Origin of the sequence: Streptomyces sp. NPDC090108 (genome assembly GCF_044747185.1) — a bacterium.
Lineage (GTDB): Bacteria > Actinomycetota > Actinomycetes > Streptomycetales > Streptomycetaceae > Streptomyces.
The window spans coordinates 994735-1011277 of the sequence record NZ_JBIVDQ010000001.1 but is presented as its reverse complement, the minus strand read 5'-3'; the positions used below and the strand labels follow the sequence as shown (position 1 = coordinate 1011277).

Here is a 16543-nt window from a genome sequence, read left to right as displayed (position 1 = left end):
ACGAGTGACGGAGAGCGCAGGCCCCCCATGGTGCAGATCAAGACCCCCGAGCAGATCGCCAAGATGCGTGAGGCGGGGCTGGTCGTCGCCGCGATCCACGCGGCCACCCGGGAGGCCGCGGTGCCCGGGGCCAGCACCAAGGACCTGGACGAGGTGGCCCGCAAGGTGCTCGCCGAGCACGGCGCCAAGTCGAACTTCCTCGGCTACGGCGGCTTCCCCGCCACGATCTGCACCTCGGTCAACGAGGTCGTCGTGCACGGCATCCCCTCGGACGACGTCGTCCTCAAGAACGGGGACATCATCTCCATCGACTGCGGCGCCGTCGTCGACGGCTGGCACGGCGACGCGGCCTACACGGCCTTCGTCGGCTCCGGCCACGCCCCCGAGCTCGTCGAGCTCTCCCGGGTGACCGAGGAGTCGATGTGGGCCGGCATCGCGGCCATGAAGCTCGGCAACCGCCTGGTCGACATCTCGCGCGCCATCGAGACCTACATCCGCCGCCAGCCCAAGCCGGGCGGCGGCAAGTACGGCATCGTCGAGGACTACGGCGGCCACGGCATCGGCACCGAGATGCACATGGACCCGCACCTGCTGAACTACGTGGAGCGCCGCCGCGGCAAGGGCCCCAAGCTGGTCCCCGGCTTCTGCCTCGCGATCGAGCCCATGGTCTCCCTCGGCACCCCGCGCACCGAGGTCCTGGAGGACGACTGGACGGTCGTCTCCACCGACGGCACCTGGTCCTCCCACTGGGAGCACTCCGTCGCCCTCACCGAGCAGGGCCCGCTGGTCCTCACGGCTCCCGACGGCGGCAGGGCGAAGCTCGCCGAGTACGGCGTGACGGCCGCGCCGGACCCGCTGGCCTGACCCCCGGGCCGGACCCGGCCCCCGCTCCACATCACCGGCCCGGCCTGCGGAGTCCGACCCATGAGGTCAGGACCGCGGGCCCGGCCGCTTTCCCGGCCGGGCCCGCGCGGCCCCGCTCCGGCCGCTTCCGTACCCCTGTGCATAGGGATCGCCCCCATGGGGCAGACTTTCTCGATTCGTCTTTCCGGGTGCGCTGACGTAGACTGACTCGTCGGCTCTCGTGCACCCGCATGTCCGCATGCGCCCGTAAGGGAAAAGCATGGGAGTCGATCAAGGTAGTCGATTCGAAGGGCGAAGCGTGGCCAAGAAGCAAGGTGCCATCGAGATCGAGGGCACTGTCGTCGAGTCTCTTCCGAACGCCATGTTCAGGGTCGAGCTCCAGAACGGCCACCAGGTTCTGGCACACATCAGCGGCAAGATGCGTATGCACTACATCCGCATCCTCCCTGACGACCGGGTCGTGGTGGAGCTGTCTCCGTACGACCTGACGCGTGGCCGGATCGTCTACCGGTACAAGTAGATCTTGCCTTTGCCCCGTCTTCGCGGGGTGGTGGCACTGACCCGGAGAACCTCACTAATGAAGGTCAAGCCGAGCGTCAAGAAGATCTGCGACAAGTGCAGGGTGATCCGCCGTCACGGTCGGGTCATGGTCATCTGCGAGAACCCGCGCCACAAGCAGCGCCAGGGCTGACGCACGACCGAACCCTCTGCACCCGCAGAGATTCGCGCGACGCAAGCTGAATATGTTCATACGCAGGACCCGAGCCATCCAGCTCGACACCCCCGGTTCGGAGGCCGGGGACTCGGTTCGTACCTTGTACGGCGACCGGGAGCCGGTTCTGCGGAAGACCTCCGAAGATTCACCAGGAGCCATTGAATGGCACGCGTTTCCGGTGTTGACATCCCGCGCGAAAAGCGCGTGGAGGTCGCCCTCACCTACGTGTTCGGCATCGGCCGGACCCTCTCGCAGGAGACGCTGGCTGCGACCGGCGTCGACCCGAACACCCGCGTTCGTGATCTGACCGAAGAGCAGCTGGTCGCGATCCGCGAGTACGTGGACGCCAACATCAAGACCGAGGGTGACCTCCGTCGCGAGATCCAGGCCGACATCCGCCGCAAGGTCGAGATCGGTTGCTACCAGGGTCTCCGTCACCGTCGTGGTCTGCCCGTCCGCGGTCAGCGCACCAGCACCAACGCCCGCACCCGCAAGGGCCCGCGTCGCGCCATCGCCGGCAAGAAGAAGCCGGGCAAGAAGTAGTCCTCAGCGGACGCTTATCAGCGGTCTTCGCTGTAGGACCGACCACCTCCCTGTAGGAGTAAGTAGATGCCCCCCAAGGGTCGTCAGGGCGCTGCCAAGAAGGTGCGCCGCAAGGAAAAGAAGAACGTCGCTCACGGCCACGCGCACATCAAGAGCACGTTCAACAACACGATCGTCTCCATCACGGACCCGTCCGGCAACGTGATCTCCTGGGCCTCCGCCGGCCACGTCGGCTTCAAGGGCTCCCGGAAGTCCACGCCGTTCGCCGCGCAGATGGCCGCCGAGTCGGCTGCCCGCCGCGCTCAGGAGCACGGCATGCGCAAGGTCGACGTGTTCGTCAAGGGCCCGGGCTCCGGTCGTGAGACCGCGATCCGCTCCCTGCAGGCCACGGGCCTCGAGGTCGGCTCCATCCAGGACGTCACCCCGACCCCGCACAACGGCTGCCGCCCGCCGAAGCGCCGCCGCGTCTGACGCACGGCTGCTTCTGCAGAGTTCTGGTTCCGGGCGGTACGGCTCCGTGAGGGCTGTGCCGCCCGTACCCTTGCAGTAGAAGTCGGGCGTCAAATAGTGGGCGCCCCTGACTGAAGGATCTCAACATGCTGATCGCTCAGCGTCCCTCGCTGACCGAAGAGGTCGTCGACGAGTTCCGCTCCCGGTTCGTGATCGAGCCGCTGGAGCCGGGCTTCGGCTACACCCTCGGCAACTCCCTCCGCCGTACCCTCCTGTCGTCGATCCCCGGCGCTGCTGTCACCAGCATCCGCATCGACGGTGTCCTGCACGAGTTCACCACCGTGCCGGGCGTCAAGGAGGACGTGACCGACCTCATCCTCAACATCAAGCAGCTGGTCGTCTCCTCGGAGCACGACGAGCCGGTCGTGATGTACCTGCGCAAGCAGGGTCCGGGTCTGGTCACCGCCGCCGACATCGCGCCCCCGGCCGGTGTCGAGGTGCACAACCCCGACCTGGTCCTCGCCACGCTGAACGGCAAGGGCAAGCTGGAGATGGAGCTGACCGTCGAGCGCGGTCGCGGCTACGTCTCCGCCGTGCAGAACAAGCAGGTGGGCCAGGAGATCGGCCGTATCCCGGTCGACTCCATCTACAGCCCCGTGCTGAAGGTCACGTACAAGGTCGAGGCCACGCGTGTCGAGCAGCGCACCGACTTCGACAAGCTGATCGTCGACGTCGAGACGAAGCAGGCCATGCGCCCGCGCGACGCCATGGCGTCCGCCGGCAAGACCCTGGTCGAGCTGTTCGGTCTCGCCCGCGAGCTGAACATCGACGCCGAGGGCATCGACATGGGCCCGTCCCCCACGGACGCCGCCCTGGCCGCCGACCTCGCGCTGCCGATCGAGGAGCTGGAGCTCACGGTCCGCTCCTACAACTGCCTCAAGCGTGAGGGCATCCACTCCGTGGGTGAGCTCGTCGCGCGTTCCGAGGCCGACCTGCTGGACATCCGCAACTTCGGTGCGAAGTCCATCGACGAGGTCAAGGCGAAGCTGGCCGGCATGGGCCTGGCCCTCAAGGACAGCCCGCCCGGATTCGACCCGACCGCCGCTGCCGACGCGTTCGGTGCCGATGACGACGCTGACGCCGGTTTCGTGGAGACCGAGCAGTACTGATTCGGCTGCCGGTCCGCCGTGGCCGGTCGCGCAGTTCCCCGCGCCCCTCTGGGGCGCGGACACTCCGGGTGCCCGAAAGGGCGCCCGGATCTCCGACGGGCGACCGCCCGCTCGGATACTGACTCCGGTACCTGACACGGCCGGGGCAGACACCTAGGAGAAACACCATGCCGAAGCCCGCCAAGGGTGCCCGTCTGGGCGGCGGCGCCGCGCACGAGAAGCTGCTCCTCGCGAACCTCGCGAAGGCGCTCTTCGAGCACGGCCGCATCACCACCACCGAGGCCAAGGCCCGTCGCCTTCGCCCGTACGCCGAGCGTCTGATCACCAAGGCGAAGAAGGGTGACCTTCACAACCGCCGTCAGGTGCTCCAGGTCATCACGGACAAGGGCATCGTCCACACGCTCTTCACCGAGATCGGCCCGCGGTACGAGAACCGCCCCGGTGGTTACACCCGCATCACCAAGATCGGTAACCGTCGTGGCGACAACGCGCCCATGGCTGTCATCGAGCTGGTCGAGGCCCTGACGGTCGCCCAGCAGGCGACCGGTGAGGCCGAGGCCGCGACCAAGCGCGCGGTCAAGGAGACCGAGACCGCCGAGGCCGCTGCCGAGTAAGGCGTCTGCGACGCCTGAGGCTCTGTCTCAGTGAAGCGGGTCCGCCCTCCGGGGCGGGCCCGCTTTCGCGTTCTTCCGGAGGGCACCGCCCTGAGAGGATCTGTCTGTGAGTGACGAAGCACAGCCCGGTTACGTCCGTGTCCGCCTCGACCTGTCCTACGACGGCACCGACTTCCACGGGTGGGCCAAGCAGGCCGGCGGCAGGCGGACCGTGCAGGGCGAGATCGAGGACGCCCTGCGCACGGTGACCCGCTCGGGCGGGACGACGTACGAGCTGACCGTGGCCGGCCGGACGGACGCCGGGGTGCACGCGCGCGGCCAGGTCGCGCACGTCGACCTGCCCGCGGAGCTGTGGGCCGAGCACCAGGAGAAGCTGCTCAAGCGGCTCGCCGGGCGGCTCCCCAAGGACGTGCGTGTCTGGAGCCTGACCGAGGCGCCGTCCGGCTTCAACGCCCGCTTCTCCGCGGTCTGGCGGCGCTACGCCTACCGCGTCACCGACAACCCCGGCGGGGTCGACCCGCTGCTCCGCAACCATGTGCTGTGGCACGACTGGCCGCTCGACGTGGACGCGATGAACGAGGCCGCGCGGGCACTGCTGGGCGAGCACGACTTCGCCGCGTACTGCAAGAAGCGCGAGGGCGCGACCACCATCCGCACGCTCCAGGAGCTGAGCCTGGTGCGGGGCGAGGACGGGATCGTCACGGCGACGGTCCGCGCGGACGCCTTCTGCCACAACATGGTGCGGTCGCTGATCGGCGCGCTGCTGTTCGTGGGGGACGGCCACCGGGACCCGAAGTGGCCGGGCCAGGTGCTGGCCGCCGGGGTCCGGGACTCCGCGGTGCACGTCGTACGGCCGCACGGGCTGACCCTGGAGGAGGTCGGCTACCCCGCCGACGAGCTGCTCGCGGCGCGCAGCAAGGAGGCGCGCAACAAGCGGTCGCTGCCGGGGGCCGCGGGGTGCCAGGGCTGCTAGCCCTGCCCACGGTCCTTCTGCCGGCCCCCATCGCGGCCCGGCTCACAGCCCCACTCGCAGTCCGGCTCACGCATCCGCTCGCAGTCCGGCTCACGGGTCCGCGCGCAGCCCGGCTCACGGCCCGGCTCGCGGCTCCGTCGTCCGGAGATTGAGCGCATTTCCGGGCTTAACGGCCATGGCTGCTCAGCCGCCGCTTACGGCCCGCTTACCTCTCGGATAGCCTTTCACCATTCGGCCACATGTTTCACTCATGGCCGTGGGTGGGGTGTTCCGGACCGGTCGGTCCGTGGCCCACGAGCTGTGCGGGGGGCCGTCCTTTCGGACGTCCGTCACCGCGCTCGGCGCGGCCTTCGAGCCCGACTCCGACGGCATCCGCGACTCGCCCGCGTCCGACGCGGACCGCCGGGCCGCGGCGGGCCGGCAGTTGCGGGCGCCGGCCGGGCCGGGGCCCCGAGGGGAGAAGTGATCATGACCTGTGCGGACATACCCGTCACCGTGGTGATGCCGACGTACAACGAGGCGGCCAACCTGCCGCGCATGGCGGAGGCGGTGCTCGCGCTGCCGCTGGACGCGCTGCATCTGAAGATCGTCGACGACTCCAGCCCGGACGGCACCGGACGGATCGCCGAGGAGCTGGCCGAGAAGTTCAACGCCGACGGCCGACGGCGGATGAGCGTCCTGCACCGCACGGAGAAGGACGGGCTCGGCCGGGCCTACACCGCCGGCATGACCGCCGCGCTGGAGGAGGGCGCCGCCTACGTCGTCCAGATGGACGCCGACGGCAGCCACCCCGTCGAGGCCGTGCCGCGGATGCTGGAGGCGGCCGTGAGTTCCGGCGCCGGGCTGGTCGTGGGCAGCCGTTACGTCAAGGGCGGTTCGCTGGACGAGGACTGGGGCGCCCATCGCGTGCTGCTGTCCCGCTTCGCCAACCGCTACGCGCGGTTCATCCTCGGCACCGAGATCAACGACATCACGGCCGGCTTCAACCTCTGGTCGGCGGCGACGCTGCGGGACGTGAACCTCGCCACTCTCGACAGCGCCGGTTACAGCTTCCAGGTGGAGCTGAAGTACAAGGCCGTGCGCTCCGGGCACACCGCCGTGGAGGTCCCCATCCGGTTCGCCGAGCGGACCGAGGGTGTGTCGAAGATGACCCTGCGCACCCAGCTGGAGTCGGCGGTGCTGCCGATCCGGCTGCGTCTGCGCAGCCGGTAGGCACCGGGTGTCCGGGAGCAGCCTCCCGGATCAGCCCCTCAGCGGCTCGCGGCGGCCGAGGCCTGGGCCTCGCCGCGGCGCCTGATCTGGCGGAACGCGAATTCCGCCAGGTCGTCGCCGGCCTTGAACACCGCGGTGTCCTTGGTGGTGACGTCCTTGCCGTTGGTGAAGCCGGCGATGGTGAAGTAGGCGTAGCGGCCGTAGGTGTTCGTCGTGGAGCGGCAGATCGCGGAGTCGCAGAAGCCCTTGACGCCCTTGCCGGGCAGCGCCTGCACGATGCTCTTCTTGTCGGCCTGGCCCTTGGCCTTGGTCGCCTCGGCCTCGGTGTCGAAGACGCCGACGCCGACCGTGACGGCCACGCCGTCCTTCACGTAGCTCACCCGCATCAGGCGGGTGCAGCCGTTGCCCGTGAGGACCTTGGCCAGGCTGCCCGCGGCGCCGGTCGCGCAGTTCGCCGCGTCCGCGGTGGCGCCCTTCTTGTACACCGTGTCGCCCACGGTCAGCTGGGTGCCCGGGAACAGCGTCTCGGGGCTCAGCGGAGCGGTGTCCTTCTTGGCACTGGATATGAAGTCCTTCGGGTCCAGCGGCGGAGGCGCGCTGGTGGGGGCGAAGGACGGTGCTCCCGTGCCGCCCGGCAGGGAGGCGGTGGCGGGCAGGTCGCTCGGGCCCGCCACGGGGCCGTTGCCGTCGGCGGACACCACACCCTTGGCCACGGCGGTGCCGATCGCGCCGACGGCGACGATGCCGGCGACGACGAGCAGCACCTTGCGCCGCTTCTTGCGCGTCTCGGAGGCCTCGGCCAGCGCGGCCCAGTCGGGGCTCTGGTCATCGCCGGCGCCGTGCTGGGTATTAGGTTTCCAGGGATCCCATTGCGACTGGGGTCCCCCCTGCCCGTAAGTCATGGGGCGCATCTTAGACGTGGTTCCGCAGGTGCATGACCGCGTCAGGCGGCATGCCGCCTTTGTCCGTCGGCATGCCTCGTTTTGACCCGTCCGGGGGCGGGCAGGTAACCTGCTTCTTCGTTGTGTATTGGCTTGCTCATTCTCACGGGACGGGCCCTTACACCGGTCCACCGAGGCCGATGACCAGCGATCAGCACGCGGTATGCGTCACCGTGGTGCGGTCAAGGCTGTCGTGATCGTTTCGGTGACCTGTTCAGGACCATTCACTCGAAGCGAAGGCTACGAACCGTGCGTACGTACAGCCCCAAGCCCGGCGATGTGACGCGCCAGTGGCACGTCATCGACGCTCAGGACGTTGTCCTGGGTCGTCTCGCCACCACCGCCGCGTCCCTCCTCCGGGGCAAGCACAAGCCGATCTATGCTCCTCACGTCGACACCGGTGACTTCGTCATCATCGTCAACGCTGACAAGGTGCACCTGTCCGGCAACAAGCGGACCCAGAAGATGGCGTACCGCCACTCCGGTTACCCGGGTGGTCTGCGCTCCGTCCGCTACGACGAGCTGATGGACAAGAACCCCGAGAAGGCCGTCGAGAAGGCCATCAAGGGCATGCTCCCCAAGAACACCCTGGGCCGTCAGATGCTCTCCAAGCTGAAGGTCTACTCGGGCGACCAGCACCCCCACGCTGCCCAGCAGCCGGTGCCGTTCGAGATCACCCAGGTCGCGCAGTAGTTCCGGCCACCCCCTAAGACTGAAGAGAATCTGAGGAGCATCGTGGCCGAGACCACTGCCGAGCAGCCGCTCGACGAGAACGTCGAGAACATCGACATCGACAGCTACACCACCGAGTCCGAGGTCGTCGTGGAGGGTGACTACACCTCCGAGTCCCTCGCCTCGCGCTTCGGTGAGCCCCAGCCGGCCGCCGGCCTGGGCCGTCGCAAGAACGCCATCGCCCGCGTCCGGATCGTTCCGGGCACCGGCAAGTGGAAGATCAACGGTCGCACCCTCGAGGACTACTTCCCGAACAAGGTGCACCAGCAGGAAGTCAACGAGCCCTTCAAGGTGCTCGAGCTCGAGGGTCGCTACGACGTCATCGCCCGCATCGCGGGTGGCGGTGTCTCCGGTCAGGCCGGTGCGCTCCGTCTCGGTGTCGCCCGTGCGCTGAACGAGGCCGACGTCGACAACAACCGTGGCGCCCTGAAGAAGGCCGGCTTCCTCAAGCGCGACGACCGTGCGGTCGAGCGCAAGAAGGCCGGTCTGAAGAAGGCCCGCAAGGCCCCGCAGTACAGCAAGCGCTAAACACCAGCTGCGAGCTCGTACTCCGAACGCCCCGGCGGCACGCCCTGTGTGCCGCCGGGGCGTTCGTTTATCCCGGCCAGGGGCGTATAACGACACAAGACGCTCAAAGGCTTGTGTGATCGAATGTCGTGGCGTCTGGCAGCATTACCGGCAGCAAAGACGCTTCCTCAGGAGGACTAGTGGGACGACTCTTCGGCACCGACGGCGTGCGTGGCGTCGCCAACGCGGACCTGACGGCCGAGATGGCGCTCGGCCTGTCCGTCGCGGCGGCTCACGTGCTGGCCGAGGCGGGCACGTTCGAGGGCCACCGGCCGAAGGCCGTGGTCGGACGGGACCCGCGCGCCTCGGGGGAGTTCCTGGAGGCGGCCGTCGTCGCGGGCCTCGCCAGCGCGGGCGTGGACGTCCTGCGCGTCGGCGTGCTGCCGACGCCGGCCGTGGCACACCTGACCGGCGTGCTCGGCGCCGACCTCGGCGTGATGCTCTCCGCCAGCCACAACGCCATGCCGGACAACGGCGTCAAGTTCTTCGCCCGCGGCGGGCACAAGCTCGCCGACGAGCTGGAGGACAGGATCGAGGCGGTCTACGACTCCCACCGCCACGGTGAGCCCTGGGAGCGCCCCACCGGTGCCGGCGTCGGGCGGATCCGCTCGTACGACGAGGGCTCCGAGACCTACGTCGCCCACCTGCTGTCCGTGCTGCCGAACCGGCTCGACGGGCTGAAGATCGTCCTGGACGAGGCGCACGGCGCGGCCGCCGCGGTCTCTCCGGAGGCGTTCGCGCGGGCCGGCGCGGAGATCGTCACGATCGGCGCCGAGCCGGACGGCCTCAACATCAACGACGGCTGCGGCTCCACCCACCTCGGCCCGCTGAAGGCCGCCGTGCTGGAGCACGGCGCGGACTTCGGCATCGCGCACGACGGTGACGCCGACCGCTGCCTGGCCGTGGACCACACCGGCGAGGAGGTCGACGGCGACCAGATCCTCGCCGTGCTCGCGCTGGCGATGCGCGAGCGCTCCGAGCTGCGTTCCGAGACCGTCGTGGCCACGGTCATGTCCAACCTGGGCTTCAAGCTGGCCATGGAGCGGGCCGGGATCCGTCTCGTCCAGGCGGCTGTCGGCGACCGCTACGTGCTGGAGGAGATGAAGAGCCACGGCTACGCCCTCGGCGGCGAGCAGTCCGGGCATGTCATCGTCCTCGACCACGCCACCACCGGCGACGGCACGCTGACCGGTCTGCTGCTCGCGGCCCGTGTCGCGGAGACCGGGCGGTCGCTGCGGGAGCTGGCCTCCGTGATGGAGCGGCTGCCGCAGATCCTGATCAACGTGCCGGACGTGGACAAGTCCCGGGTGAGGACGTCCGCGGACCTGGCCGCCGCCGTCACCGAGGCCGAGCGGGAGCTGGGCTCCACGGGCCGGGTGCTGCTGCGCCCGTCCGGCACCGAGCCGCTGGTGCGGGTCATGGTCGAGGCCGCCGACATCGACCAGGCCCGGTCGGTGGCCGGCCGCCTGGCCGACGCGGTGAAGTCGGCGCTGGGCTAGTTCCCGGCGGGCGGCGGCGGAGACGCCTGCCGTCGTACGGCGAGAGGCGGGGACGTGCGGACACGTCCCCGCCTCTTCCTGTTCCCTGCGCCTGTCCGTGCCGGGCGCGTCGCCTCAGGTCACGCGCTGCTGCCGCCTCCAGAAGAACTTCTGCGCGAGCAGGGTGAGCGTGCCGGCGAGCACGATGCCGAGCAGGTTCAGCAGGAGCTGCTCGGTGGATCCCCAGGCCTGCCCGTACTCGCTGTAGGTGAAGGCCACCGCCGCGTTGGCCGCCGCCGGGACGGTCGTGACCGAGATCGCCACGCCGACCAGGGTGCTCGACTTCGCCGAGGTCAGCGAGAGTATGCCGGCGACGCCCGCCAGGGCCGCGACGACCAGGGAGAAGGGGTCCGGCCGGTAGATGAAGTTGGTGTTGGGCCGGCCCGCCTCCAGCTGGGCCCTGGTGAACAGGCCGGCCGCGTCCATGCCCCAGCTGAAGGCGGCCGTCAGGAGCATGGCCGCCGCGAACCCCGCGAGCAGCGCGGTCAGCGAGCGCAGCGCGAGCCGCGGGGCGCGCTGGACGAGCGCCGTGCACAGACCGGCCAGCGGCCCGAACTCCGGGCCCACCGCCATCGCGCCCACGATCAGGATCGCGTTGTCGAGCACCACACCGCAGGCCGCGATCATCGTGGCGATGGTGAGGAACGCGACGTAGGTGACCGACAGCGTCGACTCCTCGTGCGTCACGTCGGTCAGGTGCTCCCACAGCACCGCGTCCGCACCCTCGCCCGGTGCCGCCTCCTCCGCCTCGTCGGCGTGCCGGGACAGCGACAGGTCGATGTTCTCGACGGCGATCGAGCCGGTCTCGTCCAGTCCCAGGCCGCGCAGCTCGGCCAGGAGCTGGTCCCCCGCCTCCCGGGCGACGTCGCACAGCACGAGATCGCCGGCCGGGCTGCGCGCGGCACCGGGCAGCACCACGAGGTGGGTGGTGCCGGTGGTCCCCTCCAGGAGCCGGACCACGGTGTCAGTCAGACCGGCCGGGGTGATCAGACGCAGATGCAGCATCCCGGCAGCGTAGTGGTCACAGCTTGCGCAGGCGCAGGCGCTGGACCTTGTGGTCCTGGCCCTTGCGCAGGATGAGGGTGGCGCGGCCCCGGGTGGGGGCGATGTTCTCGGTGAGGTTGGGCTTGTTGATCGTGCGCCACAGGGTGCGGGCGTAGTCGAGGGCCTCCTCCTCGGAGACCTGGGTGTACTTGCGGAAGTACGAGTCCTGCTTCTGGAAGGCGGTCCGGCGCAGCTTGCGGAAGCGGCTGAGGTACCAGCGCTCGATGTCCTCGGCGCTCGCGTCGACGTACACGCTGAAGTCGAAGAAGTCGGCGAGACCGACCCGGGTGCGGCCGTCCTTGCCGGGCAGCGCGGGCTGGAGGACGTTGAGGCCCTCGACGATCAGGATGTCCGGGCGGCGCACGGTGAGCTTCTCGCCGGGCACGATGTCGTAGATCAGGTGGGAGTAGACGGGGGCCGTCACCTCGTCCTTGCCGGCCTTGATGTCGGCGACGAAGCGGGTCAGGGCCCGGCGGTCGTACGACTCCGGGAAGCCCTTGCGCGACATCAGGCCGCGGGCCTCCAGCTCGCGGGTCGGCAGCAGGAAGCCGTCCGTCGTCACCAGCTCGACGCGCGGGTGCTCGGGCCAGCGGGACAGCAGTGCCTGGAGGAGACGGGCGACGGTGGACTTGCCGACGGCGACCGACCCCGCCACCCCTATGACGAACGGCGTGCCCGACTGGGAGCCCTTCTCGCCGAGGAAGGTGTTGAGCGCGCCGCGCAGTCCGTCGGTGGCGCCGACGTAGAGGTTGAGCAGGCGGGAGAGCGGGAGGTAGATGTCCCGCACCTCGTCGAGGTCGATGACGTCGCCGAGCCCGCGCAGCTTCTCCACCTCCTCGGCGGTCAGCGGCAGCGGCGTCTTGTCGCGCAGGGCGCTCCACTCGGCGCGGGTGAGGTCGACGTAGGGAGTCGCCTCCGGCTTGTGCCGGTGGGCGCTCCGGGGCATCGAGGAGACCGGTGAGATCACAGTCCATTGTTAACGGAGTTTGAACGGGGCGGTGGGGTGGGGTGTGTCACGCTCCGGTCCGCCGGCTCCACAACGTCCCGGAGCCCCGCGTATCCCCGTGGGAATTTCCGAAATCGGGCACGCGGCGGCTCTTTCGGCGGGCGTTGTGATCGTAGGCTGCGGCACATGTGCGGAATCGTGGGATACGTGGGAGCGCAGTCGGCGCTCGATGTCGTGATGGCCGGACTGAAGCGGCTGGAGTACCGGGGCTACGACTCGGCGGGTGTCGCCGTGCCGGCGGACGGCGGGCTGGCCGCGGCGAAGAAGGCCGGGAAACTGGTCAATCTGGAGAAGGAGCTGGTCGAGCGGCCCCTGCCGGCCGGTACGACGGGCATCGGGCACACCCGCTGGGCCACGCACGGCGGCCCCACGGACGGCAACGCCCACCCGCATCTGGACAATGCGGGCCGGGTGGCCGTCGTGCACAACGGCATCATCGAGAACTTCGCGGTGCTGCGCGCCGAGCTGTCCGAGCGCGGGCATGTGCTGTCCTCCGAGACCGACACCGAGGTCGTGGCGCATCTGCTGGCCGAGGAGTTCTCCGCGACCGCCGACCTCGCGGAGGCGATGCGGCTGGTGTGCCGGCGCCTGGAGGGCGCGTTCACGCTGGTCGCGGTGCACGCGGACGAACCGGACGTGGTCGTCGGCGCGCGCCGCAACTCGCCGCTGGTGGTGGGTCTCGGGGAGGGCGAGGCGTTCCTGGCCTCCGACGTCGCCGCGTTCATCGCGCACACCCGCTCCGCCGTCGAGCTGGGCCAGGACCAGGTGGTGGAGCTGCGCCGCGACGGCGTCACGGTGACCGGCTTCGACGGCACCCCGGCGGACGTCCGCCCGTACCACGTGGACTGGGACGCGTCGGCCGCCGAGAAGGGCGGCTACGACTACTTCATGCTGAAGGAGATCGCCGAGCAGCCCAGGGCGGTCGCCGACACCCTGCTCGGGCGTATCGACCCGTCCGGCTCGCTGACCCTGGACGAGGTCCGCATCGGCGCCTCCGAGCTGCGCGAGATCGACAAGGTCGTCATCGTCGCCTGCGGTACGGCCTTCCACGCCGGGATGATCGCCAAGTACGCCATCGAGCACTGGACGCGGATCCCGTGCGAGGTGGAGCTGGCCAGCGAGTTCCGCTACCGGGACCCCATCCTGGACGCGCGGTCCCTGATCATCGCCATCTCCCAGTCGGGCGAGACCATGGACACCCTGATGGCGCTGCGGCACGCCCGTGAGCAGGGCTCCAAGGTGCTGGCCATCTGCAACACCAACGGCTCGACGATCCCGCGCGAGTCGGACGCGGTGCTGTACACGCACGCCGGCCCCGAGGTCGCGGTCGCCTCCACCAAGGCCTTCCTGACCCAGCTGGTCGCCTGCTACCTGGTCGCCCTGTACCTGGGGCAGGTGCGCGGCACCAAGTGGGGCGACGAGATCCGCGCCGTCATCCGCGACCTGTCCCGGATCTCCGGCGCGGTCGAACGCGTCCTGGACACCATGGAGCCGGTACGGGCCCTCGCGCGCTCCCTGGCGGACAAGAAGACGGTGCTGTTCCTCGGCCGGCACGTGGGCTACCCGGTGGCGCTGGAGGGCGCGCTCAAGCTCAAGGAGCTCGCCTACATGCACGCCGAGGGATTCGCGGCGGGCGAGCTGAAGCACGGGCCGATCGCCCTGATCGAGGAGGACATGCCGGTGGTCGTGGTCGTGCCCTCGCCGCGCGGCCGGTCCGTCCTGCACGACAAGATCGTGTCCAACATCCAGGAGATCCGGGCCCGGGGGGCGCGGACCATCGTCATCGCGGAGGAGGGCGACGAGGCGGTCGTGCCGTACGCGGACCATCTGATCCGTATCCCGGCGACGCCGGTGCTGCTCCAGCCGATGGTGGCCACGGTGCCGCTCCAGGTGTTCGCGTGCGAGCTGGCCACCGCCCGGGGCAACGAGGTGGACCAGCCGCGCAACCTGGCGAAGTCGGTGACGGTGGAGTAGGAGGGGCGGCGGGGCGCGCCCGCGCCGCGGGCGCGTCCCCGGGCACACGGGCGGGCGCAGGAGCGGGCGGAACGCCGTGTGCCCGCCGTGTCGCCGTAGGCTGCCCGGCATGAGCATCATCGGCGTCGGGATCGACGTGGCCGAGATCGACCGGTTCGAAGCGGCGCTGGAGCGTACGCCCGGGCTGGCCGGACGGCTCTTCGTGGAGCGGGAGTTGCTGCTGCCGAGCGGGGAGCGGCGGGGCATCGCCTCGCTCGCGGCGCGGTTCGCCGCGAAGGAGGCGCTGGCCAAGGCGCTGGGGGCGCCCCCGGGGCTGCTGTGGGTCGACGCCGAGGTGTACGTCGAGGACAGCGGGCAGCCGCGGCTGCGGGTGAAGGGCACGGTCGCCGCGCGCGCGGAGGAACTCGGCGTGCGGTCCTGGCATGTGTCGCTCAGTCACGACGCGGGCGTCGCCTCGGCCGTGGTCGTCGCGGAGAGCTGAGCGGACCCGGCACGAACCGGGCGTGGGCCGGACGGGGCGCGGGGTGCCGCCGGGTGAGCGAGGCGGCCGTGCGGTTCCCCGGGGTTCCGGGGGAGACTCGGTGCCATGCGTACTGCGTACAGCGTGGAGACGATCAGGGCGGCCGAGCGGGCGCTGATGGCCCGGCTTCCGGAGGGGGCGCTCATGCAGCGGGCCGCCGCCGGACTGGCCGCCGCCTGCGCCGAGTTCCTCGGACGGGTGTACGGCAGCCGGGTGGTGCTGCTCGTGGGCAGCGGCGACAACGGCGGGGACGCGCTGTACGCGGGGGCCCGGCTGGTGCGGCGGGGGGCCGGGGTCACGGCCGTCCTGCTCACGCCCGGACGCGCGCACGCCGGCGGCCTGGCCGCACTGCGCGGCGCGGGCGGCGCCGTCGTGGACCTCGGGGCCGCTGAGGAGCTGATCGAGCGGGCCGACCTCGTCGTCGACGGCATCACCGGGATCGGCGGCAAGGGCGGGCTGCGGCCGGAGGCGGCACCGCTGGCCGGCGTCCTCGCGGGGTCCCGGGCCGGTGTGGTCGCCGTGGACCTGCCCAGCGGTGTCGACGCGGACACCGGCGAGGTGCGGGGAGCGGCGGTCCGCGCCGACCTCACGGTCACCTTCGGGGCGTACAAGCCGGGGCTGCTCATCGACCCCGGGCGGGAGTACGCCGGAGTCGTCAGGCTCATCGGGATCGGACTCGAACTGCCGCCGCCGGAGCCCGAGGTGGAGGCCCTTCAGCACGCCGACGTGGCACGGCTGCTGCCGGTGCCGGCCGCCGAGAGCGACAAGTACCGGCGGGGCGTCGTGGGCGTCGCTGCCGGGTCCGCGCGCTATCCCGGCGCGGCCGTCCTCGCCGTCGCCGGGGCGCTGCGCGGCGGCGCGGGGGCCGTACGGTACGTCGGACCCGCCGGTGACGCGGTCATCGCCCGGTTCCCGGAGGCGCTCGTCTCCGACCAGGGGCCGGCCGGGGCGGGGCGGGTGCAGGCGTGGGTGGCGGGTCCCGGCGCCGGGGACGACGCGCTGAGCGTGTCTCAGGTGCTGCGCTGCGACGTGCCGGTGCTGCTGGACGCCGACGGGCTGCGGCTGGCGGAGCGGGACGCGGTGCGCGGGCGCGGGGCGCCGACGCTGATGACCCCGCACGCGGGGGAGGCCGCCGCCCTGCTCGGGGTGTCCCGCGAGGAGGTCGAGGCGGGACGGCTGGCCGCCGTACGGGAACTGGCGGCCGTGTACCGGGCGACCGTGCTGCTGAAGGGGTCGACCACGCTGGTGGCAGGTCCCGGGGGCGGCCCGGTCCGGGTGAACCCCACGGGGACCGGCTGGCTGGCCACGGCGGGCAGCGGGGACGTGCTGTCGGGGCTCGCGGGCTCGCTGCTGGCGTCGGGCCTCTCCGCGCTGGACGCGGGGAGCGTCGCGGCCTATCTGCACGGCCTCGCCGGGCGGTTCGCGGCGGACGGGGCACCGACCACGTCCCTGGACGTCGCCGAACACGTCCCCGCCGCCTGGCGGGACGTGACACGGGACTGAGCCCGGCCCGGACGCCGGTGCGGCTCTGCGCGGGGTGCAGCGCGGGGTGTCAGTATTTACCGACCGCCGGGTCCCGCAGCCGCGTCGACCGCGGCCTCGCGGACGCGCGCAGGCTGTGGAACGTGCCGAGGAAGGGCGACCACGTGCACGTGTGGGGGCGGCGGCCGGGTTCGTAGCG

General features: G+C 70.9%; 18 protein-coding genes. 15 read left to right on the top strand and 3 right to left on the bottom strand.

Translation table 11 applies throughout. The annotated features are described in order from the left end of the window. Positions 1-27: 27 nt before the first annotated feature. The 9 genes from map to ACIPRD_RS04370 all read left to right on the top strand — a co-directional run bounded on the left by map (position 28) and on the right by ACIPRD_RS04370 (position 6540). Positions 28-864: a type I methionyl aminopeptidase gene (gene map / locus ACIPRD_RS04410; RefSeq protein WP_356401223.1), complete on the top strand. Its 837-nt coding sequence runs from the start codon at positions 28-30 to the stop codon at positions 862-864. Between the two features lie 298 nt (positions 865-1162). Continuing rightward, positions 1163-1384: a translation initiation factor IF-1 gene (gene infA, locus ACIPRD_RS04405; RefSeq protein ID WP_004927214.1), complete on the top strand. Its 222-nt coding sequence runs from the start codon at positions 1163-1165 to the stop codon at positions 1382-1384. A gap of 57 nt (positions 1385-1441) precedes the next feature. Continuing rightward, entirely contained in the window at positions 1442-1555 is a 114-nt protein-coding gene (gene rpmJ, locus ACIPRD_RS04400; RefSeq protein WP_003998809.1) for a 50S ribosomal protein L36, read from the top strand. Positions 1556-1741: 186 nt separating this feature from the next. Further along, positions 1742-2122 carry a 30S ribosomal protein S13 gene (rpsM, locus tag ACIPRD_RS04395; protein WP_356400886.1) on the top strand — a complete coding sequence of 127 codons (381 nt, stop codon included), beginning with the start codon at positions 1742-1744 and terminating at the stop codon, positions 2120-2122. Positions 2123-2188: 66 nt separating this feature from the next. Continuing rightward, positions 2189-2593 carry a 30S ribosomal protein S11 gene (gene rpsK, locus ACIPRD_RS04390; RefSeq protein WP_003956432.1) on the top strand — a complete coding sequence of 135 codons (405 nt, stop codon included), beginning with the start codon at positions 2189-2191 and terminating at the stop codon, positions 2591-2593. Between the two features lie 125 nt (positions 2594-2718). Further along, complete coding sequence (locus ACIPRD_RS04385) at positions 2719-3741, top strand: DNA-directed RNA polymerase subunit alpha (RefSeq protein WP_003966937.1); 1023 nt, start codon at positions 2719-2721, stop codon at positions 3739-3741. A gap of 167 nt (positions 3742-3908) precedes the next feature. Continuing rightward, positions 3909-4355, top strand: coding sequence for a 50S ribosomal protein L17 (gene rplQ / locus ACIPRD_RS04380; protein WP_356400884.1), 447 nt, complete (start codon positions 3909-3911; stop codon positions 4353-4355). Between the two features lie 106 nt (positions 4356-4461). Next, complete coding sequence (gene truA / locus ACIPRD_RS04375) at positions 4462-5328, top strand: tRNA pseudouridine(38-40) synthase TruA (protein ID WP_356400882.1); 867 nt, start codon at positions 4462-4464, stop codon at positions 5326-5328. Between the two features lie 468 nt (positions 5329-5796). Beyond that, complete coding sequence (locus ACIPRD_RS04370; RefSeq protein WP_356400880.1) at positions 5797-6540, top strand: polyprenol monophosphomannose synthase; 744 nt, start codon at positions 5797-5799, stop codon at positions 6538-6540. Between the two features lie 38 nt (positions 6541-6578). Here ACIPRD_RS04370 and ACIPRD_RS04365 read toward each other — a convergent pair whose 3' ends face one another. Continuing rightward, positions 6579-7442 (bottom strand): hypothetical protein, encoded by an 864-nt coding sequence (locus ACIPRD_RS04365; RefSeq protein WP_356400878.1) that lies wholly within the window; start codon positions 7440-7442, stop codon positions 6579-6581. Positions 7443-7730: 288 nt separating this feature from the next. On the opposite strand from ACIPRD_RS04365, the gene rplM reads away from it, so the two are divergent. From rplM to glmM, 3 genes are all read left to right on the top strand, one after another. After that, entirely contained in the window at positions 7731-8174 is a 444-nt protein-coding gene (gene rplM, locus ACIPRD_RS04360; protein ID WP_330459316.1) for a 50S ribosomal protein L13, read from the top strand. A 42-nt stretch (positions 8175-8216) separates the two neighbouring features. Beyond that, positions 8217-8741 (top strand): 30S ribosomal protein S9, encoded by a 525-nt coding sequence (gene rpsI / locus ACIPRD_RS04355; RefSeq protein WP_356400876.1) that lies wholly within the window; start codon positions 8217-8219, stop codon positions 8739-8741. A 179-nt stretch (positions 8742-8920) separates the two neighbouring features. Then, the gene (glmM, locus tag ACIPRD_RS04350) at positions 8921-10279 is read left to right on the top strand and encodes a phosphoglucosamine mutase (RefSeq protein WP_356400874.1); all 1359 of its coding nucleotides are present in this window, start codon (positions 8921-8923) and stop codon (positions 10277-10279) included. Positions 10280-10393: 114 nt separating this feature from the next. Here glmM and ACIPRD_RS04345 read toward each other — a convergent pair whose 3' ends face one another. Together ACIPRD_RS04345 and coaA are read right to left on the bottom strand one after the other, a co-directional pair. Beyond that, a complete protein-coding gene (locus ACIPRD_RS04345; RefSeq protein WP_401559751.1) occupies positions 10394-11323 on the bottom strand; it encodes a DUF389 domain-containing protein in 930 nt (309 codons plus the stop codon). Positions 11324-11339: 16 nt separating this feature from the next. After that, positions 11340-12308, bottom strand: a complete 969-nt coding sequence (gene coaA / locus ACIPRD_RS04340; protein ID WP_356401221.1) for a type I pantothenate kinase — start codon at positions 12306-12308, stop codon at positions 11340-11342. Positions 12309-12494: 186 nt separating this feature from the next. On the opposite strand from coaA, the gene glmS reads away from it, so the two are divergent. The 3 genes from glmS (at position 12495) to ACIPRD_RS04325 (ending at position 16365) form a co-directional block, all read left to right on the top strand. Beyond that, the gene (gene glmS, locus ACIPRD_RS04335; protein WP_401559748.1) at positions 12495-14342 is read left to right on the top strand and encodes a glutamine--fructose-6-phosphate transaminase (isomerizing); all 1848 of its coding nucleotides are present in this window, start codon (positions 12495-12497) and stop codon (positions 14340-14342) included. Positions 14343-14451: 109 nt separating this feature from the next. Next, positions 14452-14823 carry a holo-ACP synthase gene (locus ACIPRD_RS04330; protein WP_401559745.1) on the top strand — a complete coding sequence of 124 codons (372 nt, stop codon included), beginning with the start codon at positions 14452-14454 and terminating at the stop codon, positions 14821-14823. A gap of 105 nt (positions 14824-14928) precedes the next feature. After that, positions 14929-16365: an NAD(P)H-hydrate dehydratase gene (locus ACIPRD_RS04325; protein ID WP_401559743.1), complete on the top strand. Its 1437-nt coding sequence runs from the start codon at positions 14929-14931 to the stop codon at positions 16363-16365. Positions 16366-16543: the final 178 nt, after the last annotated feature.

What these genes read in the sequence shown, in the direction of transcription:
- ACIPRD_RS04325 (WP_401559743.1), top strand. Translation starts at nt 14,929, where the DNA reads ATGCGTACTGCGTACAGCGTGGAGACGATCAGGGCGGCCGAGCGGGCG.
- glmS (WP_401559748.1), top strand. Translation starts at nt 12,495, where the DNA reads ATGTGCGGAATCGTGGGATACGTGGGAGCGCAGTCGGCGCTCGATGTC.
- rplQ (WP_356400884.1), top strand. Translation starts at nt 3,909, where the DNA reads ATGCCGAAGCCCGCCAAGGGTGCCCGTCTGGGCGGCGGCGCCGCGCAC.
- rpmJ (WP_003998809.1), top strand. Translation starts at nt 1,442, where the DNA reads ATGAAGGTCAAGCCGAGCGTCAAGAAGATCTGCGACAAGTGCAGGGTG.
- coaA (WP_356401221.1), bottom strand. Translation starts at nt 12,308, where the DNA reads ATGCCCCGGAGCGCCCACCGGCACAAGCCGGAGGCGACTCCCTACGTC.
- ACIPRD_RS04345 (WP_401559751.1), bottom strand. Translation starts at nt 11,323, where the DNA reads ATGCTGCATCTGCGTCTGATCACCCCGGCCGGTCTGACTGACACCGTG.
- ACIPRD_RS04385 (WP_003966937.1), top strand. Translation starts at nt 2,719, where the DNA reads ATGCTGATCGCTCAGCGTCCCTCGCTGACCGAAGAGGTCGTCGACGAG.
- ACIPRD_RS04330 (WP_401559745.1), top strand. Translation starts at nt 14,452, where the DNA reads ATGAGCATCATCGGCGTCGGGATCGACGTGGCCGAGATCGACCGGTTC.
- map (WP_356401223.1), top strand. Translation starts at nt 28, where the DNA reads ATGGTGCAGATCAAGACCCCCGAGCAGATCGCCAAGATGCGTGAGGCG.
- rpsM (WP_356400886.1), top strand. Translation starts at nt 1,742, where the DNA reads ATGGCACGCGTTTCCGGTGTTGACATCCCGCGCGAAAAGCGCGTGGAG.
- rpsK (WP_003956432.1), top strand. Translation starts at nt 2,189, where the DNA reads ATGCCCCCCAAGGGTCGTCAGGGCGCTGCCAAGAAGGTGCGCCGCAAG.
- ACIPRD_RS04365 (WP_356400878.1), bottom strand. Translation starts at nt 7,442, where the DNA reads ATGACTTACGGGCAGGGGGGACCCCAGTCGCAATGGGATCCCTGGAAA.
- ACIPRD_RS04370 (WP_356400880.1), top strand. Translation starts at nt 5,797, where the DNA reads ATGACCTGTGCGGACATACCCGTCACCGTGGTGATGCCGACGTACAAC.